The organism is Caballeronia calidae (genome assembly GCF_900044055.2).
Lineage (GTDB): Bacteria > Pseudomonadota > Gammaproteobacteria > Burkholderiales > Burkholderiaceae > Caballeronia > Caballeronia calidae.
In genome coordinates this window covers 230,714-249,703 of record NZ_FCOX02000005.1, presented here as the reverse complement: position 1 = coordinate 249,703, position 18,990 = coordinate 230,714, and the positions used below count along the sequence as shown (strand labels likewise).

The 18,990-nt window shown below is 64.0% G+C and carries 21 protein-coding genes; 8 read left to right on the top strand and 13 right to left on the bottom strand.

Annotated features, from left to right (window positions below; genetic code table 11):
• Positions 1–41: 41 nt before the first annotated feature.
• From AWB78_RS07955 to AWB78_RS07945, 3 genes are all read left to right on the top strand, one after another.
• Entirely contained in the window at positions 42–692 is a 651-nt protein-coding gene (locus tag AWB78_RS07955; protein WP_062603914.1) for an H-NS histone family protein, read from the top strand.
• A 79-nt stretch (positions 693–771) separates the two neighbouring features.
• A complete protein-coding gene (locus AWB78_RS07950) occupies positions 772–1,047 on the top strand; it encodes a hypothetical protein (protein ID WP_198399235.1) in 276 nt (91 codons plus the stop codon).
• A gap of 235 nt (positions 1,048–1,282) precedes the next feature.
• Positions 1,283–1,543 (top strand): hypothetical protein, encoded by a 261-nt coding sequence (locus AWB78_RS07945; RefSeq protein ID WP_062603910.1) that lies wholly within the window; start codon positions 1,283–1,285, stop codon positions 1,541–1,543.
• A gap of 43 nt (positions 1,544–1,586) precedes the next feature.
• Here the strand turns inward: AWB78_RS07945 and AWB78_RS07940 are convergent, their stop codons facing one another.
• On the bottom strand, positions 1,587–3,014 hold the full coding sequence (locus AWB78_RS07940; protein ID WP_062603909.1) for an aminotransferase-like domain-containing protein: 1,428 nt from the start codon (positions 3,012–3,014) through the stop codon (positions 1,587–1,589).
• A gap of 147 nt (positions 3,015–3,161) precedes the next feature.
• On the opposite strand from AWB78_RS07940, the gene aptA reads away from it, so the two are divergent.
• The gene (gene aptA, locus AWB78_RS07935) at positions 3,162–4,490 is read left to right on the top strand and encodes an omega-aminotransferase AptA (RefSeq protein WP_062603907.1); all 1,329 of its coding nucleotides are present in this window, start codon (positions 3,162–3,164) and stop codon (positions 4,488–4,490) included.
• A 55-nt stretch (positions 4,491–4,545) separates the two neighbouring features.
• Here aptA and AWB78_RS07930 read toward each other — a convergent pair whose 3' ends face one another.
• From AWB78_RS07930 to AWB78_RS07910, 5 genes are all read right to left on the bottom strand, one after another.
• Positions 4,546–4,995, bottom strand: coding sequence for a PaaI family thioesterase (locus tag AWB78_RS07930; RefSeq protein ID WP_062603906.1), 450 nt, complete (start codon positions 4,993–4,995; stop codon positions 4,546–4,548).
• Entirely contained in the window at positions 4,992–6,455 is a 1,464-nt protein-coding gene (locus AWB78_RS07925; protein ID WP_062603905.1) for an efflux transporter outer membrane subunit, read from the bottom strand. The genes AWB78_RS07930 and AWB78_RS07925 overlap by 4 nt, the downstream gene beginning before the upstream one ends.
• Before the next feature lie 27 nt (positions 6,456–6,482).
• Positions 6,483–8,057, bottom strand: coding sequence for a DHA2 family efflux MFS transporter permease subunit (locus AWB78_RS07920; RefSeq protein WP_062603903.1), 1,575 nt, complete (start codon positions 8,055–8,057; stop codon positions 6,483–6,485).
• Between the two features lie 11 nt (positions 8,058–8,068).
• Positions 8,069–9,160: an HlyD family secretion protein gene (locus AWB78_RS07915; protein WP_062603901.1), complete on the bottom strand. Its 1,092-nt coding sequence runs from the start codon at positions 9,158–9,160 to the stop codon at positions 8,069–8,071.
• A 172-nt stretch (positions 9,161–9,332) separates the two neighbouring features.
• A complete protein-coding gene (locus AWB78_RS07910; RefSeq protein WP_062603899.1) occupies positions 9,333–10,244 on the bottom strand; it encodes a LysR family transcriptional regulator in 912 nt (303 codons plus the stop codon).
• A 179-nt stretch (positions 10,245–10,423) separates the two neighbouring features.
• Here AWB78_RS07910 and AWB78_RS07905 point away from each other — a divergent pair, with 179 nt between their 5' ends.
• Complete coding sequence (locus tag AWB78_RS07905; protein WP_062603897.1) at positions 10,424–10,960, top strand: carboxymuconolactone decarboxylase family protein; 537 nt, start codon at positions 10,424–10,426, stop codon at positions 10,958–10,960.
• Here AWB78_RS07905 and AWB78_RS07900 read toward each other — a convergent pair.
• The 3 genes from AWB78_RS07900 to AWB78_RS07890 all read right to left on the bottom strand — a co-directional run bounded on the left by AWB78_RS07900 (position 10,957) and on the right by AWB78_RS07890 (position 13,705).
• Positions 10,957–11,718: a slipin family protein gene (locus tag AWB78_RS07900; protein WP_062603895.1), complete on the bottom strand. Its 762-nt coding sequence runs from the start codon at positions 11,716–11,718 to the stop codon at positions 10,957–10,959. The genes AWB78_RS07905 and AWB78_RS07900 overlap by 4 nt on opposite strands.
• A gap of 3 nt (positions 11,719–11,721) precedes the next feature.
• Complete coding sequence (locus AWB78_RS07895; protein WP_062603893.1) at positions 11,722–13,137, bottom strand: NfeD family protein; 1,416 nt, start codon at positions 13,135–13,137, stop codon at positions 11,722–11,724.
• Positions 13,138–13,213: 76 nt separating this feature from the next.
• Positions 13,214–13,705, bottom strand: a complete 492-nt coding sequence (locus AWB78_RS07890) for a hypothetical protein (RefSeq protein WP_062603891.1) — start codon at positions 13,703–13,705, stop codon at positions 13,214–13,216.
• Between the two features lie 121 nt (positions 13,706–13,826).
• On the opposite strand from AWB78_RS07890, the gene AWB78_RS07885 reads away from it, so the two are divergent.
• The 3 genes from AWB78_RS07885 to AWB78_RS07875 all read left to right on the top strand — a co-directional run bounded on the left by AWB78_RS07885 (position 13,827) and on the right by AWB78_RS07875 (position 16,003).
• Positions 13,827–14,246: a secondary thiamine-phosphate synthase enzyme YjbQ gene (locus AWB78_RS07885; protein ID WP_062603890.1), complete on the top strand. Its 420-nt coding sequence runs from the start codon at positions 13,827–13,829 to the stop codon at positions 14,244–14,246.
• Positions 14,247–14,334: 88 nt separating this feature from the next.
• Entirely contained in the window at positions 14,335–15,576 is a 1,242-nt protein-coding gene (locus AWB78_RS07880) for an aspartate carbamoyltransferase (protein ID WP_062604031.1), read from the top strand.
• A 94-nt stretch (positions 15,577–15,670) separates the two neighbouring features.
• On the top strand, positions 15,671–16,003 hold the full coding sequence (locus AWB78_RS07875; RefSeq protein ID WP_062603888.1) for a hypothetical protein: 333 nt from the start codon (positions 15,671–15,673) through the stop codon (positions 16,001–16,003).
• A gap of 4 nt (positions 16,004–16,007) precedes the next feature.
• Here the strand turns inward: AWB78_RS07875 and AWB78_RS46365 are convergent, their stop codons facing one another.
• The 4 genes from AWB78_RS46365 to hydA form a co-directional block, all read right to left on the bottom strand.
• Positions 16,008–16,184 carry a hypothetical protein gene (locus tag AWB78_RS46365; RefSeq protein WP_157697435.1) on the bottom strand — a complete coding sequence of 59 codons (177 nt, stop codon included), beginning with the start codon at positions 16,182–16,184 and terminating at the stop codon, positions 16,008–16,010.
• On the bottom strand, positions 16,168–16,443 hold the full coding sequence (locus tag AWB78_RS43340; RefSeq protein ID WP_074173411.1) for a BrnT family toxin: 276 nt from the start codon (positions 16,441–16,443) through the stop codon (positions 16,168–16,170). The genes AWB78_RS46365 and AWB78_RS43340 overlap by 17 nt, the downstream gene beginning before the upstream one ends.
• A gap of 107 nt (positions 16,444–16,550) precedes the next feature.
• Positions 16,551–17,315: a CDP-diacylglycerol diphosphatase gene (locus AWB78_RS07865; RefSeq protein WP_232477635.1), complete on the bottom strand. Its 765-nt coding sequence runs from the start codon at positions 17,313–17,315 to the stop codon at positions 16,551–16,553.
• A 124-nt stretch (positions 17,316–17,439) separates the two neighbouring features.
• Positions 17,440–18,903 (bottom strand): dihydropyrimidinase, encoded by a 1,464-nt coding sequence (hydA, locus tag AWB78_RS07860; RefSeq protein WP_062603882.1) that lies wholly within the window; start codon positions 18,901–18,903, stop codon positions 17,440–17,442.
• Positions 18,904–18,990 lie beyond the last annotated feature (87 nt).

Here is an 18,990-nt window from a genome sequence, read left to right as displayed (position 1 = left end):
GCCTTCACGAAGACGCGGCATCGATCCGAGAGGAGACAGCCATGGCGACACTCAAGCAAATACAAGCCAGATTGAAGAAACTGCAGGCGCAGACCGAGCGGCTGATCGCAGCGCGCGCGCAAGCCGTGCTCGACGATATCCGCGCGATGATGGAACGGCACGGCCTCACCACCGCGGATATCGACCGCCACGGCAACAAGGCCGGGCGCGCCGCGAAGCCGCACGTCGCTTATCCCGCCCCGGCGGGCCGTCACGAAGCGATGACGAAGCTCGCGAAGAAGGGCAAGCTGCCCGCGAAGTACCGCAATCCGAAGACGGGCGAAACGTGGAGCGGCTGGGCGCGCCCGCCCGCGTGGATCGCGAACGTGAAGGACCGCAGCAAGTTTCTGATCGATGCGGAGAGCGCCGAAAGCTCGGTCGAGCCGAAGACGGCGGCCAGGAAGGCCGCGGTCAAGAAGGCGACTGCCTCTGCGGCTGCAGTGAAAAAAACCAAGGCGCGCGCCCCCGAAGCGAAGAAGAAGGCAGCGGCGCCCGCCGTGAAAAAAACGAGCGCGACAAGGCCGGCTACGAAGCGCAGTGCGCCACGCAGGCAAATCGAGGAAGCCGCGCCGAACCCGATGGCCGACGCCCCTTCCGAACCGGAGACGACGAGCACGCAGCCCATGCCTGCGAGCGACAGCGCATCCGCATGATGCGCAACGCAACGCAACTCGACCTCGGCACGGTGTTTGCGTGAATGTTGATGCACATGCCGAGTATGTCGAGGACATCATGCATCATTCGATCGAACCTCATGAACTAACGAAGATCGATCTCGCGCGCTATCAGGTCGTCCAGGTTTCCGACGGCACCTTCACCGTCGTGCTGTGGGAAGCGCCCGAGCCCGACGCGGACGATCCGCCGATGCTGCACGCGACGACGTCCACGCTCACGATTCGTCTATGCGATCCGCTCAATCCCGTGCGTAGAAAAGACGTCTGCGAGCATTTGCAGGCACATCTCGCGGCGACGCGTGCAAAGCGGTCGCAAGCCGAGGCCGTCGCGTAACAGCGCGAGCGATTCGTGAAACGCCGCGTGAATACGCGCGGCGCTATCCCATTGTTTGAGATCGGCGAAAACTCAATTGGCTTCTCGCGCGATTAAAAATCGGCGAAGGGCTTCTACACTGCGTTCTCATGTCGGGGGCGTTTCTTATCTTCTTATCGAACGACTCGCTTCTCCGATTGCGGTTGCTGCATGCCGGACAACTGCCTCTCCTCATTTATTTCGTTGGAGCATTCTCGTGAACAAGCGACTCGTAGTGAGCTTTGCCATTGCATTGAGTTCTCTCTTCGCCGCTTCGGCTTTTGCGAGCGGCTATGGTCCCGCGCCGCATTATCGGCCCGATGTCGGCGCGCCTGCTTCGCAACATGGCGTCAGCGCGCAAACCTTCGCGGCGGAAGAAGCCGCGCAAGGACGCAGTGATTTCGGAAATACGGAACGCACCGCGCAGATTCATCGCGGACAGGTTTCGGCATCTGCTTCTTCTCAGGTCGCGCAATAGCAATGCATGGCGGACACGGCGCTTTCGATGCGCCGTGTCCGCTTTAAAGATCTTTAATCGTTCTTTGCAGAAAAGTCCAAAGCGCATCGTCCACTGAATAAGGGACGTTGAATCGAAAGCACGCGCTTTCCGCGTCATCCGGACGAAAATAAGAACCCGGCGCGAGCCATATGCCGTGTTGCAATGCGCGCGTGGCAACGGCGCTTCCCTCAGCCGGATCGATCGGCAACGCGGCCCACACGAACAGGCCCGCGCGCGGGCGTCGAAACAAGTCGATGCCCAACGCGTCCATGCGTTCTTCGACGAGCGCATGCGCATCCTTCAGCTTCTCGACGACATATTCCACATGCCGCACATAGCGCCCTTCGGTGAGCACTTTCTCGACGATGCGCTCCGTCGCTTCCGATGACGTGAGGCCCACGGCCATCTTCGTGCGCGCCAGCTCGCGCAACACGTCGCGTTCGGCGACGACATAGCCGCAGCGCAACGCGGGCGTGATCGTCTTCGCGAAGCCGCCGACATACAACACGCGATTCAGCCCTTCCATCGACGCGAGCAAGGGCGCGCCGGGCGGTGCGAGCTCGCGGTTCACATCGTCTTCGACGACCCACAGGCCGTGACGCTCCGCGATCTGCATCAGACGAAACGCCGCCGCCATGCCGAAGGTCGCGCCGGTCGGATTCTGCAAAGTCGTGTTGAGGAAGACAGCTTTCGGCCGATGCTCGATCACGATGCGCTCGAACACGTCCGTATCGATGCCCGCGACGGTGCGCGGCACGCCATGCACCTGAAGGCCGGCGAGCCGCAGAATCTGCAGCAGATTGCAGTAGCCGGGATCTTCGACGACCACGGCATCGCCCGGACGCAATAGCGTACGCACGATGAGATCGAGCGCTTGCGTCGCGCCCGCGGTCAGCAGCACGTTCGACGATGCATCGACCGGCAGGCCGTGATGATCCAGTTGCTCCGCGATCCGCTCGCGCAAGGGCGCGAAACCGTACGGATGTCCGTAATCCGCGATGCGCGCCGCCGGCACGCGACTCACCGCGCGCAGCGCATGCTGCAGGCCGCTTTCGTTGACCCATTCGTTCGGCAGCCAGCCGCAGCCGGATTTGATCGGCACGGAATGATCGGCGAAGACGTCGGAAAGCAGCCAGGTCGCGGTGAGGCTCGGCGGCTGCCAAACCGGCTGCAATTCGACTTCGCGCACACGCTCGCTGCGCCCGCGCACCGCCACGCGATAGCCGGAGCCGCGCCGCGCGGTGACGAGTCCCATCGACACGAGCCTGCCGTACGCTTCCGTCACCGTGAATGTGCTGAGGCGCTCGGCCTCGGCGAGCCGCCGCACCGACGGCAACAGCGCGCCGGCGCGCAGCGTCTGCTCCTCGATCGCCGTGGCGAACGCGCGCACCAGTTGTTCGACGAGCGTCGGCGCCTGACGCGAGCCGCGCTCCAGCTTGAATTCGATCATGGATTCGAGAATAGCGCGGCACACGCGCGCGAGCCAATACAGTTTGCAGCATTTTGCCAGCACAGTTAGCAGCGCAGTGAAGCAACTGTCTATGCCGTGCAAATTTGCGCAGGAATACAGTGGCCGTACTTCTTCAGGAGACCCGTTATGAATGCTCGCCCCGTCATCGACGACCTCTCGTCGTTCTGGATGCCGTTCACCGCCAATCGCCAGTTCAAGGCCGCGCCGCGCCTGCTCGAAAGCGCGAAGGGCATGTACTACCGCTCGACCGATGGCCGCGACGTGCTCGACGGGACCGCGGGCCTCTGGTGCGTGAACGCAGGCCATTGCCGCGATGAGATCGTCGATGCGGTGCAAAAGGCGCTCGGCACGCTCGATTTCGCGCCGACCTTCCAGATGGGCCATCCGCTCGCGTTCGAAGCGGCGACCAGGGTTGCCGAAGTGATGCCCGAAGGCCTCGACCGCATCTTCTTCACGAACTCGGGTTCGGAGTCGGTCGATACGGCGCTGAAGATCGCCCTCGCCTATCATCGCGCGCGCGGCGAAGGCCAGCGCACGCGGCTGATCGGCCGTGAGCGCGGCTATCACGGCGTCGGCTTCGGCGGCATTTCGGTGGGCGGCATCGCGCCGAATCGCAAGACGTTCTCGGGCGCGCTGCTGCCGTCGGTCGATCATCTGCCGCATACGCACGATCTCGCGCGCAACGCGTTCACGAAGGGCCAGCCGTCGTGGGGCGAGCATCTCGCCGAGGACCTGGAGCGCATCGTCGCGCTGCACGATCCGTCGACGATCGCGGCCGTGATCGTCGAGCCGCTCGCGGGCTCCACGGGCGTGCTCGTGCCGCCGAAGGGCTATCTGCAGAAGCTGCGCGAAATCTGCACGAAGTACGGCATTCTGCTGATCTTCGATGAGGTCATCACCGGTTTCGGCCGTCTCGGCAAGGCGACCGCGAGCGAGTACTTCGGCGTGACGCCCGACCTCATCACGATGGCCAAGGCGATCAACAACGCGGCCATTCCGATGGGCGCTGTCGCCGCGCACCGCAACGTGCACGACACGGTCGTCAATGCGGGCGCGGCCAACGCCATCGAGCTGTTCCACGGCTATACGTACTCGGCGCACCCGGTTGCGATGTCCGCGGCCATCGCGACGCTCGATCTGTATCAGCGCGACAAGCTGTTCGAGCGCGCTGCCTCGAAGGCCGAGAAGTTCGAAAGCGCCGTCCACGCGCTGCGCGATGCGCCGTTCGTGAAGGACATCCGCAATCTCGGACTCGTGGCGGGCATCGAGCTCGAACCGCGCGAAGGCGCGCCGGGCGCGCGTGCGTACGAGGTGTTCGTCAAGTGCTTCGAGGCGGGCGTGCTCGTGCGTTACACCGCCGATATTCTCGCGTTCTCGCCGCCGCTCATCATCGAGGACGATCAGATCGATCAGATCTTCGGCACGGTGAGAAAGGCGCTGGAAAGCGTGAAATAAGCGGTTTTATCGACTATCGACCAGCCCGGCTTCTCGCGATGAGAAGCCGGGCTTTTTATCGCTCCATGACGAGCAACGTCGATGTCGCCGATGCGAACAATCGCCCGCTCATATCCTTGAGCGTCGCTTCGGCGAATGCGGCGCGACGTCCGATCGACAGCACGCGCCCTTCCGCCTTCAGCAAACCCGAATCGCGCGTGGCGGCCTTGTGATACGCGACCTTCAGTTCGAGCGTCGTATACGCCTGCGTCGCGGTGAGGCACGAATGCACCGCGCATCCGCACGCGGAATCGAGCAAGGTCGCGGCATAACCGCCGTGCACCGTGCCGATCGGGTTATACGCGTGATCGCCGGGCACGCCCGCGAACACCGCCCTGCCCGCTTCGACCTCGATGAAATCGAAATCGAGCGACACGAGTATGCCCGGCTTGCGCCCGCACGCGATCAGCTTGCGCAGTTGCGCGAGACCGTCGAGTCCGGCGGCGGTTTCTTCGATCAGGCTCATTTCGTCGCCTCCGCTTTATTGCTGGCCGTCCTGATCACATCGTCATCGCCGGCCGTGCTCCATCCACCGCCCAGCGAGCGATAAAGCGCCACCGCCGCGAGCGCATGCTCACGCTTCGACTGATTGAGCGCATCGGCGTCGCGCAGATAGGATTGCTGCGCGTCGAGCACATCGAGAAAGCTCGCCGCGCCGCCCTTGTACAACTGCGTCGACAACGTGAGCGATTGATCCGATGCCGCGAGGGCATCGGTCAAACGCGCCGTCGATTCGGTCGTGCTGACGAGATCGCTGCGCGTATCCTCGACATCCTTCAGCGCTTCGAGCATCGTCTGACGCAGATGCAGCTCCGACTCGCGCAGCTTGCTCTCGTTCTGCTCGATCTCCGCCGTGATGCGGCCCGCGTTGAAGATCGGGCTCGTCGCGTTGAGCGCGGCGGAAAAGAGGTTGTCGGTGAGCGTCGGCAAGCCGAGATACGACGACGCCAGCAAGCCATCCGACAAACGCAGCGAGAACTTCGGATAGCGCTCCGCACGCGCGACGCCGACTTCCGCCGCGCGCTGCTGCACGGTCGCATAGGCAACGAGCACGTCCGGGCGGCGCAATAAGGCTTCGGAAGGCAGCATCTGCGGCGCGCCGTTCGCGGGCACCGGAATGACGGGCGCCGTGCCCGCATTCGCGAGCATCAGCTTGTCGATGGACTCCGGCGTGCGGCCCGAGTACACCGCGATCAGGCTCAGCTGATGCTGGATCGTCGCCTGCGTGCGCGGGATGCGCGACAGCAGATCGCTCAACTGGTTCTGCGCGCGCGCGACATCGAGCTTCGTCGACAAGCCATATTGCAGGCGGCGTTGCGTGAGCCTCAACGCGCGCTCGCGAATCTCCCGGTTGTCTTGCAGGATCTTCAGCTCGGCTTGCGCCCAGCGCAGATCGACATACGCGGCGGCCGTGTCGGCGGCGAGCGCGAGCCTGATCTGATCCGCCGCATGTTCACGGCCGACGAGCTGCGCCTGCGATGCCAGCAACTCCAGACGCTCGCCGCCGAACACGTCCGGCGTCCAGCTGAGCGTCAGGCCGAAGCCCGCCTGCTTCACATAGCCGAGCGGCGGCGGCGTGTTCTGACGCGAGTACGATCCGCCTGCGCCCGCGTCGAGTTGCGGCAGGAGCGCGGCGCGTCGTTGCGTCGTGAGCGCCTGCGCCTGCTTCACGCGCTCGACGGCCGCCTGAACGTCGAGGTTGTCATTGAGCACCGACGCGACGAGTTCATGCATCACAGGGTCGTTGAACTGATTCCACCACGCCGTGGGATCGACGGCCTGTCTCGGCGCATCGACGCTCCAGTCCGCGGGCGCGGTCGCGTTGACCGTCGCGGGAAGATCGGCGTGCGTGGCGGGCTGCACCGCGCACGCGGCAAGCGCCAGCAATGTCACACCTGCAAGTATGTCGGCGAAAAGTTTCTTCATGATCGAAGTATCCGGATAAGGCCTGGTTCAATGCGCATCGGACGAAGGCGGCGCGCTCGTGATCGGCTTCGCGAACATCACCGTCATAAGGCCGAAGAGAAAGCACAGCGCGAGCACGTAAAAGCAATCGGCGAAGGTCAGCACGAGCGCCTCGCGCATCACGAGCGCATGCAGCGATGCGAGACCCGCTTGCGACGCATCCAGCGCATCGCCCGCGACGGCTGCAAGATGCGCCGACGAGCGCGCGAGCAGATCGTCGATGACAGGCCGGCCGATCGTCACGTTCTCGTTCAGGCGCAGGTAATGCAGGTTGAGACGATCGTTGAGCATGGTCGCGCTCACCGCGATGCCAATGGCCCCGCCGAGATTGCGCATCAGATTGAACAGCCCGCTCGCCGATTTGAGCCGCGACGGCGGCAGCGAACCGAGCGCCATCGTGACGATGGGCGGCACCGCGAATTGCTGGCCGATGCCGCGCAACGCCTGCGGCAGCAGGAATTGCTGCCAGCCCCAGTCGTGCGTGAGCGGCGTGTAGAAGTAACAGCCCGCGCCGAAGCAGACGAGACCGAATGCGAGCAGCACGCGCATGTCGATGAAGCGCGAAGCGAAGCCGTACACGCCTATCGAAAGCAACTGGAAACAGCCGACGGAAAGCAGCGCGAGCCCCGTATGCAGCGAATCGAAGCCGCGCACGCGGGCGAGAAACACCGGCGTCAGGAACACCGAAACGAAGATGCCGATGCCCGTCACGAACGACAGCAGACTGCCTATCGCGAAGTTGCGCACCGCGAGCGCGCGCAGATCGACGACCGGGTCCTTCGCCGTGAACGCATGCACGAGAAAGAGAAAGCCGCAGATCGCGGAAATCCACGTGCACACGACGATCACGTCATCGCCGAACCAGTTCTTGCGCGGACCTTCCTCCAGCACGTATTCCAGACAGCCGAGAAAGCCCGACATCAGCGCGATGCCGAGATAATCGCCCTTCTTCAGCAGCGCGAGATCGGGCTCGTCGATATGCACATACTTCGGCACGAGCAACGCGACGGCGAGACCCGGCACCACGTTCAGATAAAAGAGCCAGTGCCACGACCACTGATCGGTGATCCAGCCGCCGATGACCGGCCCGACCGCGGGCGCGAGCGAAGCCAGCGCGCCGATAGTTGTCGATGCAATCAATCGCTGCTTGCCGGGGAACAGCACGAAGGCAGTCGTGAACACGGTGGGGATCATGGCGGCGCCGAGCGCGCCTTGCAGGCCGCGAAAGAGGATCATCGAATCGATGTCCCACGCCATGCCGCACAACATGCTCGTGACCGTGAAGCCGACCGCCGACGCGACGAAAAGCCAGCGCGTGGAGAATACTTTGGAGAGCCAGCCCGACATCGGAATGACGAGAATCTCCGCGATCAGATAGGACGTCTGCACCCAGGACAACTCGTCCTGACTCGCGGACAATCCGCCGCCGATATCCTTCAGCGACGAAGCCACAATCTGGATATCGAGCGTCGCCATGAAGAAGCCGAGGCACATCAGCGCGAATGCGAACACGCGCTGTCTGATCGGCTGTTGCGCGGGATCGAAGTGAACGGAATGAGTCATCGCCCCGCTCCTCAGCCGTTCGACCGCTTGCCGATATGAACCTTGACCGTCGCGGAAAGGCCCGGACGCAGCACGGATTCCATGCCCTTCGGCACATCGAGACGGATGCGCACGGGCACGCGCTGCACGATCTTCGTGAAGTTGCCCGTCGCGTTCTCGGCGGGCAGCACGCTGAAAGTGGCGCCGGTCGCGGGTGCGAGGCTTTCGACGTGACCCGTGAGCGGCACGCTCGATGCATCGAGCTCGACGTCGGCTTCGTCGCCCGCGCGCATCTTCTTCAGCTGATCTTCCTTGAAGTTCGCATCGACCCAGAGGCCCGTCGACGGAACGATGGTGAGCAGCGACGTGCCCACGTTCGCGAGCACGCCCACACGGGCCGTGCGATTGCCGACGTAGCCATCGACGGGCGAGCGGATCGTCGTGTACTCGACGTTCAGCTCCGCGACGCGGCGCGCCGCTTCGGCCGTCGCGACGCGCGCCTGCGCATCCGCGATCTGCGCTTCGATCACGCTCAACTGGCGCTTCGCCGCGACGAGCGATGCGCCGCTGCGATCCACCGCCGCCTGCGCCTTCGTGTAGTCCGCATCGGCACGCTCGACGATCTGGTTCGACACCGCATCGTCCTTGACGAGCTCGCGATAGCGCGATCGGTCCTGCCCGCTGCGCGTCAACTCCGCCGCCGAAGCCCGCACTTCCGCCTGCTGCTGATTGATCACGGCCGCCTGCAACGCATCCTTCGCCTGCCACTCGATCACCGCCGCCCGCGCGCTGGACAATTCGGCGTCCGCTTGCGCGAGGCGCGCGTCGTAGTCGCGCGAATCGAGAGCGATCAGCACCTGCCCCGCCTTCACGCGCTGGTTGTCCTGCACGAGCACATCGGTGACGAAGCCGTTCACCTTCGGCGCGAGCACGGTGACATCGCCGCCGACATAGGCATCGTCGGTGGTCTGAACGAAGCGCAGCACCAGCGCCCAGTAGCTCGCCGCGGCGATCAGCGCGAGCCCGACCAGTCCGAGCGCGAGCAGCATCCAGGGAATCCGGCGCGCCGGCCGCGCGAGGGCCGGCGCCGCCACCGAAGGTAGTTCCGTCGTAGGAGTCGTCATCTGCGATTATAGTGCATATGCACAATTTGAAGTGAGGAAAGGGCGAATGCGTCGCCCGTCATAGCCCGGAAGACTAGTTGTGCATATGCACCAAGTCAACACTCACGCAACACACGAATGAAAACCGCTGGCGGAAAGAATCGCGCTGAGCCTTGCGGGACAAGGCTCGGACTTAGTTTCGCGGGGCGCCTTCGTCTGCACAGAAGCGCGCCGCATGCTCGATGAACGCGCGCACCTTCGCCGGCAGCAGCGCGCGCGTGCTGTAGGCGATGCGGATCTCGATGCTCGCATCGACGCGCTCATAGGCGTCGAGCAGCGTGACGAGCCGCCCCGCCGCCACTTCATGCGCGACGAGCACGGTCGGCAACACCCCGATGCCGAAGCCCTGCAGCACCATCTCCCGATTGAACACCGCGCTGTTCGACGCGATGTCGTGATTGAGCGGCACGCGCAGTTCCTCCCCGCCGATGCGAAACGTCAGCGCGGGTTTGCGGATCGACGGCGACATCGGGACGAACTGATGATCGACGAGTTCGGACGGATGGCGCGGCGCGGGACGCTGCGCGAGATACGCGGGACTCGCGACGAGCACGAGCGGAATGGTTTCGAGCAGGCGCGTGACGGCGGTATCGGTGGAGAGCATGAAGGGCAGCACGATCGCGAGATCGTAGCCTTCGCCGACGAGATCGACGGGCCGCTCGGTCAGCGTCACGTCGAGACGCACGTGCGGGTGCACGCGCCTGAAGCTCGCGACGAGCGGCGCATAGCGGCTCATCATCACGGTCGTGTGCGACACGAGCCGCAGCAGGCCCGTTGCCTCGCTCGCGCGGTTCGATGCGCGCTCTTCCATCGCCTGGAGTTCGTCGAGCAGGCGCGAGCAGTCGGCGAAGAAGCGCTCCGCGGTCTCCGTCAACGAGATCTGCCGCGTCGTGCGATTGAAGAGCCGGCTGCCGAGCCGCTCTTCCAGACCCGCGATCGCGCGCGATACGACCGGCGGCGACAAGCCGAGTATGTCGGCCGCACGCGCGAAGCTCTTCGCTTCGACCACCGTGCAAAACACCTTCAGGCTCGTCAGATAGTCCATATGCGCGTGTATGCGTGATGCGTGCCGGGAGCCACGATCATGGCACGAAGACGCGGCATACGCACGTTGAGACGATCGCGCGGTTTTACGAGCCGCGCGAGCATTCACGCGAGACAGGCGCGCGCCTAAAGTTCACCCATGCCATCGAGATGGCCAACCACTGAACGAAGGAGCACACCATGTCACGTCTTTCCCAAGTCAACGTCAACGAAGCCACGGGCGCGACCGCCGATCTGTTCGCCGCGATCAAGAAGGCCGCGGGCAAAGTGCCGAACGCCTATGCGACCATCGGCACGCATAGCCCGGCCGCGCTCGGCGCCGCGCTCAACGGCGATGCGATCCTCGCGAAGAGCAGCCTCGACAAGGCCGATGTCGAAGCGATCAAGCTCGCCGTCAGCGAACTCGCGGGTTGTGATTACTGTGCCGCCGCGCATACGGTCGTCGGCAAGATGGTCGGGCTCTCGCAAAAGGAAACGCAACAGATCCGCGCGGGCGAAGCGACCGGCAATGCGAAGCGCGACGCGCTCGTGCGCTTCGTGCGGCATGTCGCGGGTTCGACCGGCACGATCGACGCTTCGCGTCTGAACGAAGTGCGTGAAGCGGGCTACTCGGAAGCACAGGTCGTCGACACGCTGTTCGCGATGAGCGTCATCAACTTCACGAACCTCGTGAACCGCGTGAACGATACGACGCTCGACTTTCCGAAGCTCGTTTAAGCCTTCGTGAAGCGGTCGATGACAGCGGAAACGATATCGACCGGAACCGGAAAGACGATCGTCGAATTCTTGTCGCCGGCGATCGTCGTCAACGTCTGCAGATAGCGCAGCTGCATCGCCTGCGGTTGCTGCGAGAGCATCTGCGCCGCCTGCAGCAGCTTCTCGGACGCCTGCAACTCGCCTTCCGCATGAATGATCTTCGCGCGGCGCTCGCGCTCGGCTTCGGCCTGGCGGGCGATCGCGCGGATCATCGTCTCGTTGATGTCGACGTCCTTGATCTCCACGTTCGATACCTTGATGCCCCATGCATCCGTCTGCGAATCGAGCACGCGCTGGATGTCGCTGTTCAGGCGCTCGCGCTCGGACAGCAGCTCGTCGAGCTCGTGCTTGCCGAGAATCGCGCGTAGCGTGGTTTGCGAAAGCTGGCTCGTCGCTTCGAGAAAGCGCGCGACCTGGATCACCGCCTTCTCCGGATCGACGACGCGAAAGTACACGACCGCGTTCACCTTCACCGACACGTTGTCGCGCGTGATGACGTCCTGCGGCGGCACGTCGAACACGACGGTGCGCAAGTCCATGCGCACGACCTGCTGCACGATCGGAATGATGAGCACGAGGCCCGGACCCTTCACTTTCCAGAAGCGCCCGAGCATGAACACGACACCGCGCTCGTACTCGCGGAAGATGCGCACCGCCGACGCCACGAGGAAAATGAAGAGCGCGATCAGGATGCCGCTGAAACCGAATGTAAGCCCCATTTTTCAAGCCTCGTCGTGGATGTGTTCAGGAGTCTCGCGTGCGTCTTCGATCGGCTCGACGGTCAGCGTGAGGCCGTGACGCGAAATCACGCGCACGCGCGCGCCTTCCGGCGGCAACGCTCGCGGCGCGGCAGCCTGCACGCGCCATCGTTCGCCCTGCACGCGCGCCCAGCCGCTGCCGGGCTCGTGCGTCAACATCACGCCGATGCTGCCGAGCATCGCTTCGCCGCCGCTCACGACAGGCCGCCTGCGCGCCTTCAACGCGACGCCCGACACGGTGAACACGAACAGCGCCGTGAAGAGCGCAAGACCGATGACGAGACCGACCGGAATGCCGAAGCCGGGCACATCGGTATCGATCAGCATGAGCGCGCCGATCGCGAACGCGATGACCCCGCCGATGCCGAGCGAGCCGAACGTCGGCAGAAACATCTCCGCGACGAGAAAGCCGAGACCGAGCACGATCAATCCCAGTCCGACGAAATTGATCGGCAGGAGTTGCAGCGCGAACAATCCGACGAGCAGACAGATCGCGCCCGCGACGCCCGGCAGCACCATGCCCGGATTCGCGAACTCGAAGAAGAGCCCGTACATGCCGATCATCATCAGGATGAGCGCGACGCTCGGGTCGGTGATCGTCGCGAGAAAGCGGCTGCGCCAGTCCGGTTGCAGCACCACGACCGGCGCGTTCTTCGTCGCGAGCACGTGCGCGCCGCTCGCGGTCGTCACGTGACGGCCGTCGAGCTTCGCGAGCAGATCGGGAACGTCGTTGGCGGTCAGGTCGATGACTTTCTGCTCCAGCGCTTCCGTCGCCGACAGCGCGACCGCCTCGCGCACCGCGCGCTCGCCCCATTGCACGTTGCGTCCGCGCAATTGCGCGAGGCCGCGTATGTAGGCGGCGGCGTCCTGCATCTGCTTTCTCGTCTCGGTCGATTGCGTGTCGGTGCCCGATGCGGCCTTGCCCGCGCCCGGCTCGCGCTCCGTTCCGCCCATGCCGAGCTGCACCGGCGATGCCGCGCCGAGGTTCGTGCCGGGCGCCATTGCCGCGATGTGGCTCGCGTACGTGATGTACGTTCCCGCGCTCGCCGCGCGCGCACCCGCGGGCGCGATGAACACGGCCACCGGCACCGGCGAGGCGAGGATCGCCTGGATGATCGAGCGCATCGAGAGATCGAGTCCGCCGGGCGTGTCGAGTTCGAGGATGGCGAGTTGCGCGTGGTCGTCGGCGGCGCGGGCGAGCGAGCGCACGACGAAATCCGCGCTCGCCGGGCCGATCGCGCCTTTCAGCGGGATCACGACGGCCGGCGCGGCCGCGCCGGTGGCGGCACGCATCGGCATGAGCGCGAACGCCAGCAGCAACAGCACGCGCAGCGCACGTCGAGTGCGACGCCACAGCCAGTCAGCGAGGTTCGTTCTCATCGGCGAAAACCAGCGGCACGCGTGCGCCGCGGCTCCTCGTGTTTGGTCTCTCTTTTAGATTAGGCCAATTACGCAATCACGGCCGCCGTGTCGTGCGGTCGATGACTTTTTCGACATCGGCCGTCTCGCCGAGCGCGGACACGAAGCGCGCCTTGTCGAAATCGCGCGACACGCAGCCGTCGAGATAGATGAAGCGGCGCTGCAGCGTGAGCCACAGGCTCGTCTTCTCGCGCCACTGCAGCGACGCGTTCAGCGCATTGAGCCGCCGCGTGACGCTTTCGGCGATCTCCTTGTCGTAGCTGTAGCTGTTCGCGAGACGGCAGCGGCCCGCGATCCAGCAGCTATTGCCGCGTTCGATGCGGTAATGCGCCTCGTCGAGCCATTCCTGCTCCGTCTCGAACGGGCCGCGCGGCGCTTCGCAGCCCGCGATGGCGCTCGACACGTGCAGGAAAGGATCGTTGCCGCGGTTCTCGCGCGTGTCGTCGGCGCGGGTCGCGGCCGGAAACGCGATCGCCACGGCGATGAGCATTGCGCAGGCCGTTTGCCTGTTCGAAAGCCTGTCGGTCATCGTTCGCGCCTTTCGTCGAGCCGTCGTCCAGACAGGATAGTTCATGGAACCGGAACGAATCGGCGGGCCGGGAAGCCGGTAAACTCACGAAGTGGCGCCCACTTTCCACGCAGAGGCCGACATGAAACAGGCACTCCACCATCTGACGGTCGCGACAGGTTCGCGCGGCCTGCACGAAGTCACCCGCGACATCGATCACTGGATCGATCTTCAGGACATCCGCACCGGCGTACTCACGCTCTTTTGCCGGCACACGTCGGCATCGCTGCTGATTCAGGAGAACGCCGATCCCGACGTGCGCGCGGACCTCGAGCGCTATTTCGAGTCGGTCGCGCCCGAAGCCCCCGGCCGCTACGTGCACGACACCGAAGGCCCGGACGACATGCCCGCGCACCTGCGCACCGCGCTCACCACCGTGCAGCTTTCCATTCCCGTCGAGGCCGGCCGCATGGTGCTCGGCACGTGGCAGGGCATTTATGTGTTCGAGCATCGGACGGCGCAGCATCAGCGCGAACTCGTCTTGCATCTGATCGGCGAGTGACCTAATATACGCACCGCGTATATTTTGGAGCGGTGACGTGAGTCCACAGCACGAGCAGCATCAGCAGCAGACGATTCTTCGCGACGCCATGCGGCGCCTGAACATGACGCGCGATGCGTTCGCGTCGCGCATCGGCGTGTCGCGCCGCGCGCTCGACACATGGCTGCTGCCGGACGAATCGCCGGAATCGCGTGCAATGCCGGAAATCGCCGCGCGCTACGTCGGCGAAATTCTCGCGGGTATGCCGGAGAACGGCGCATATACGCAAAGCGCATACCCGACAATCGAATTCGAGGGCCGGCCGCAACTGCTTTCGATCGACCAGTTCTCGCGCGAGTCCGCCGAAGCACTGTTCCGCACGGCGGACATGATGCAGCCCATCGCGCGGCGCAAGAAGATCACGCGCGTTCTGGAAGGCGCCGTGCTTGCCAATCTGTTTTTCGAGGCCAGCACGCGCACGCGCGTGAGCTTCGGCGCGGCGTTCGCGCGGCTGGGCGGCTCGGTGTGCGACACGACCGGCTTTACGTTCTCGTCGATGGCCAAGGGCGAGTCGATCTACGACACAAGCCGCGTGATCAGCGGCTACGCGGATGCGATCGTCGTGCGTCATCCGGAGCAAGGCTCGGTCGCCGAATTCGCGCGGGCGACGAATATTCCAGTCATCAACGCGGGCGACGGCCCCGGCGAGCATCCGAGCCAGGCGCTGCTCGATCTCTACACGATTCAGCGCGAATTCTCGCGTCTCGGGAAGATCGTCGACGGCGCGCATATCGCGATGGTCGGCGATCTCAGGTACGGCCGCACCGTGCATTCGCTCGCCAAGCTGCTTTCGCTTTACAAAGGGCTGAAATTCACGCTCGTGTCGCCCCGCTCGCTGGAAATGCCGGCGCATATCGTCGACCGCCTCGCGCGCGGCGATCATGTGATCGAGCAGACGAGCGACCTGCGCGCGGGCCTCGCGGGCGCGGACGTGGTCTATGCGACGCGCATTCAGAAGGAGCGTTTCGCCGATGAGTCCATCGAAGGCTATACGCCCGATTTTCAGATCAATCAGGCGCTCGTCGACGATGTGTGCGGACGCGACACGCTCATCATGCATCCGCTGCCGCGCGACAGCCGCCCCGGCGCGAACGATCTCGCGACCGATCTGAACCACGACTCGCGCCTCGCCATCTTCCGCCAGACCGACAATGGCATCGCGGTGCGCATGGCGATTTTCGCGGTGCTGCTCGGCGTCGAACATCAGGTGCGCCATTCGATGCGCGACGCGGCGTGGAAATCGCCTGCGTCCATCGGCCCGGACGATGCCGTGTTTCAGGGCTTCGATTGATACGTTTTTTACACGTCGCGAACCTCTCTTTGCGTGACGTTGACGAAAGCCGGCCTATGCTTCTACACAAGGGAAACGTGATGGAGCAACGGTCATGGACATGTCGCTTGCGTGGGCTGCCAGCCGCAGAAACTTACATGATGAAGGGATTGGCGCGTGTCAGCGCGTGCGCATCATGGCGCTGGCGCATTTCGCGGACGGCGAAGCATCACGCGAGCGCATACGCGCGCTGTTTCACTCGCCGCTCGGCATTTATGTGAGTCAGGCACAACGCGAAGGCTGCGAGCTGCGGCTCGAAATCGACACGGCCAGCGAAGACCTCGCGTTCACGCTGCGCACGTTGAAGCGCGTGATGCCGGAAGCGCGTGTCGAGGGGATTGCGCCGCGGGTGTTTGTGCATCGGGTAGGCACGCGCGGCGCGAGTTGAGCGGTCATGTTGCGGGCGGCAACGCTCCGGCCGGCTCGCTCATCGGGAGGACGACTGGTGTCAATTGCTCGAACTCTTCGTAGGAGAGATTCCAGGTGTCCGGGTCGAGTTCGATGCCCCGCTGGATCTCGGCTTCTTCCTCAGCCGTGGGAAGGATGAACCCTTTATACGTTTGTTGCATATCGATGTATCTCTCTTTTGTTGGCGCGGCGCAGGCTGATGATGCGCCGCATTTCGTTTCTTCGCGTGAACACCACGCAGAAAACACGGCCACGAATTCGCACAAAGCCGACTTCGCGAACCTCTCCATAATCTCGACGACCATCCACCTTCGGCAAGAGATCGTGCCAGGCGATCTCGCTCGCAAGGCCGAGCGACACGCCATGCTGGATGCGATTGATCGCGTCCTTCAACGGGTCAAACGTAATCTCGAAGCGCATTCATTGTGGTTCCCAGAAGTAGAAGTGACAAGACTAGAAAGTTCCGAATTGCGGACCATTTGATCCGAACTCCGAACCATTCCAGCCACTTCATTCTTCTGCGACCGTCACGGTTTTTCTATAGACCGATCGGCCAACGAACACGTGTGATCCTGCAGCTCTTCCGACGACGCCCAGTTGCCCGGCTGAACGTGATCATTGAGGAGATAGAACGCGGGCGCGCCGTCGCTGCGCACCGCGCCCGCTAGCAGCAGCGTCTGTTCGCCCATCGTCTGGCCGCGGCTTGCGGCGTAGGGCGCGATGAGCTTGAAGGGATCGGTGTGCGCGAGATCGGCGTCGTCGATTCGCATGGCGCTGTACATATGCCCGCGCAATCTCACCGGCAACGGCGCCCACTCCCTGCCGATGCCCGGCCCCACTTCACGCAGCGCTCGCACGACATCGGGCGCGAGGCAATCGATATGAATGTGCAGCTGGTTCTGCGTGCGCCCGCTCGCGGAATTGATGGCAAGCGAAACTTCATCGCGCGGCAGCGTGCGACGCAGCGCGCGATTCACGTAGACGCGCGCGTTCCATGCATCGCGAAAGTAGTTCGGCGCGTTCGGCTCGAGCAGCTCCGGACTTTCGATGCCGCTCACGCGCGCCGTCGGAATCAGCAGATATTGCGCGACGCCGACGATATCCTTCAGCACCGCATAGCCGCCGGAGAGATTCACATCGGCGCATTTCTGCCGAACGTGCGCGCCCTCGGCCGCGGGCTCGCAAAAGTCGTGGACGATCTCCCACAGCGCGTTCGGATTGGCCGCGCAGGTGAGCGGCAGCGAGAGTGCGCCGAGCGCAACGAAGCAGCGGAGTAGCTTGGTGATTTTCATCGGCATGATCCGGTGGCGCAAAGACAGACAGCCTGCCGGATTATGCTTGCAAGCGTGTGAAAGCGCCCGAAACGCGACAAAGCCCCGCGTCGCAGGGACGCGGGGCTTTGTCACCGAACGCGAATCATGCGGCTTCGGCGCGATTCACCGGATGCGGCTCCTTCAGCTTGTTGGCGACGCGCGCCGCCTCGAAGTACGACGCGTTCGGCGGACGCTTCAGATACTGCCCTGCGCCACGCACCGCGCGCAGATCGCCGTTCGCCCACGCAAGCGCGCCGCGCGTGAGCGTGTGCGTCGCGACGCCCTGCACCGTCATGCCTTCGAACACGTTGAAATCGACCTGCTGATGGTGCGTCTTCACGGAAATCGTGCGCGTCGCGTTCGGATCCCAGACGACGAGATCGGCGTCCGCGCCCACCTGCACCGCGCCCTTGCGCGGATAGAGATTGAAGATCTGCGCGGCATTGGTCGAGGTCACGCGCACGAACTCGTTCGGCGTGAGACGGCCCATGTTGACGCCGTGATGCCACAGCACCGACATGCGATCCTCGACGCCGCCGCAGCCGTTCGGGATCTTCGTGAAGTCTTCGCGGCCCATCGCCTTCTGTGACGCGCAGAACACGCAATGATCGGTCGCCGTCGTGTGCAGTTGACCCGATTGCAGCCCGCGCCACAACGCCTCGCGATGCTCGCTCGTGCGAAACGGCGGGCTCATCACGTGCGCCGCGGCGCGCGTCCAGTCGGGATCGCGATAAACCGATTCATCGATCACGAGATGCCCCGGCAGCACTTCGCCGAACACGCGCAGTCCGTCGTTGCGTGCTTTCGCGATGACATCGACCGCATCTTTCGCCGACACATGCACGATGTAGAGCGGCACGCCGAGCACCTGGGCGATGCGAATCGCGCGATTGGCCGCCTCGCCTTCCACTTCGGGCGGACGCGACAATGGATGCGCCTCCGGTCCTTTGAAGCCTTTGGCCAATAGTTGCTTCTGCAACTGAAAGACGAGTTCACCGTTCTCCGCGTGCACGGTCGGCAACGCGCCGAGTTCGAGCGAGCGCGTGAAACTGTTCACGAGCACTTCGTCGTCGGCCATGATTGCGTTCTTGTAGGCCATGAAGTGCTTGAAGCTCGACACCCCGTGCTCGTGCACGAGCAGGCCCATGTCGCGATGCACGGACTCGTCCCACCACGTCACAGCCACATGGAAGCCATAGTCCGCCGATGCCTTTTCCGCCCAGCCGCGCCATTCCTTGAACGCATCCATCAACGGCTGTTTCGGGCTCGGGATGACGAAGTCGATGATGCTCGTCGTGCCACCCGACAGACCCGCCGCGGTGCCCGTATGGAAGTCGTCGCTCGCGGTTGTGCCCATGAAGGGCAGTTCCATGTGCGTGTGCGGATCGATGCCGCCGGGCATCACGTACTGGCCGCCGGCGTCGATGGTTTGCGCATCGGAGGGGGCTTCTATGTCGGGGCCTATGGCCAGGATGGTGCCGCCGGCTTGCGGGTCTGCACAGAGTACATCGGCGCGATATGTGCGGTCAGCGTCGATGATGGTGCCGCCGCGGATCAATGTTGGCATTGAAGTGTCCCTCCGGTTGTTTGCTTTCGCTTTCGCTTTCGCGGAATCCTGTATTCGTGTCGGTCTATTTGCGTTGCCCCTATGCGG

Excerpts from the sequence above, each read along its gene's own strand:
- AWB78_RS07920 (WP_062603903.1), bottom strand. The coding sequence starts at position 8,057 with ATGACTCATTCCGTTCACTTCGATCCCGCGCAACAGCCGATCAGACAG.
- AWB78_RS07950 (WP_198399235.1), top strand. The coding sequence starts at position 772 with ATGCATCATTCGATCGAACCTCATGAACTAACGAAGATCGATCTCGCG.
- AWB78_RS43340 (WP_074173411.1), bottom strand. The coding sequence starts at position 16,443 with ATGCGCTTCGAGATTACGTTTGACCCGTTGAAGGACGCGATCAATCGC.
- AWB78_RS07925 (WP_062603905.1), bottom strand. The coding sequence starts at position 6,455 with ATGAAGAAACTTTTCGCCGACATACTTGCAGGTGTGACATTGCTGGCG.
- hydA (WP_062603882.1), bottom strand. The coding sequence starts at position 18,903 with ATGCCAACATTGATCCGCGGCGGCACCATCATCGACGCTGACCGCACA.
- AWB78_RS07895 (WP_062603893.1), bottom strand. The coding sequence starts at position 13,137 with ATGAGAACGAACCTCGCTGACTGGCTGTGGCGTCGCACTCGACGTGCG.
- AWB78_RS07865 (WP_232477635.1), bottom strand. The coding sequence starts at position 17,315 with ATGAAAATCACCAAGCTACTCCGCTGCTTCGTTGCGCTCGGCGCACTC.
- AWB78_RS07940 (WP_062603909.1), bottom strand. The coding sequence starts at position 3,014 with ATGATCGAATTCAAGCTGGAGCGCGGCTCGCGTCAGGCGCCGACGCTC.
- AWB78_RS07880 (WP_062604031.1), top strand. The coding sequence starts at position 14,335 with ATGCGGCGCCTGAACATGACGCGCGATGCGTTCGCGTCGCGCATCGGC.
- AWB78_RS07875 (WP_062603888.1), top strand. The coding sequence starts at position 15,671 with ATGGACATGTCGCTTGCGTGGGCTGCCAGCCGCAGAAACTTACATGAT.
- AWB78_RS07885 (WP_062603890.1), top strand. The coding sequence starts at position 13,827 with ATGAAACAGGCACTCCACCATCTGACGGTCGCGACAGGTTCGCGCGGC.
- AWB78_RS07900 (WP_062603895.1), bottom strand. The coding sequence starts at position 11,718 with ATGGGGCTTACATTCGGTTTCAGCGGCATCCTGATCGCGCTCTTCATT.
- AWB78_RS07910 (WP_062603899.1), bottom strand. The coding sequence starts at position 10,244 with ATGGACTATCTGACGAGCCTGAAGGTGTTTTGCACGGTGGTCGAAGCG.
- AWB78_RS46365 (WP_157697435.1), bottom strand. The coding sequence starts at position 16,184 with ATGCAACAAACGTATAAAGGGTTCATCCTTCCCACGGCTGAGGAAGAA.
- AWB78_RS07930 (WP_062603906.1), bottom strand. The coding sequence starts at position 4,995 with ATGAGCCTGATCGAAGAAACCGCCGCCGGACTCGACGGTCTCGCGCAA.
- aptA (WP_062603907.1), top strand. The coding sequence starts at position 3,162 with ATGAATGCTCGCCCCGTCATCGACGACCTCTCGTCGTTCTGGATGCCG.
- AWB78_RS07915 (WP_062603901.1), bottom strand. The coding sequence starts at position 9,160 with ATGACGACTCCTACGACGGAACTACCTTCGGTGGCGGCGCCGGCCCTC.
- AWB78_RS07905 (WP_062603897.1), top strand. The coding sequence starts at position 10,424 with ATGTCACGTCTTTCCCAAGTCAACGTCAACGAAGCCACGGGCGCGACC.
- AWB78_RS07955 (WP_062603914.1), top strand. The coding sequence starts at position 42 with ATGGCGACACTCAAGCAAATACAAGCCAGATTGAAGAAACTGCAGGCG.
- AWB78_RS07890 (WP_062603891.1), bottom strand. The coding sequence starts at position 13,705 with ATGACCGACAGGCTTTCGAACAGGCAAACGGCCTGCGCAATGCTCATC.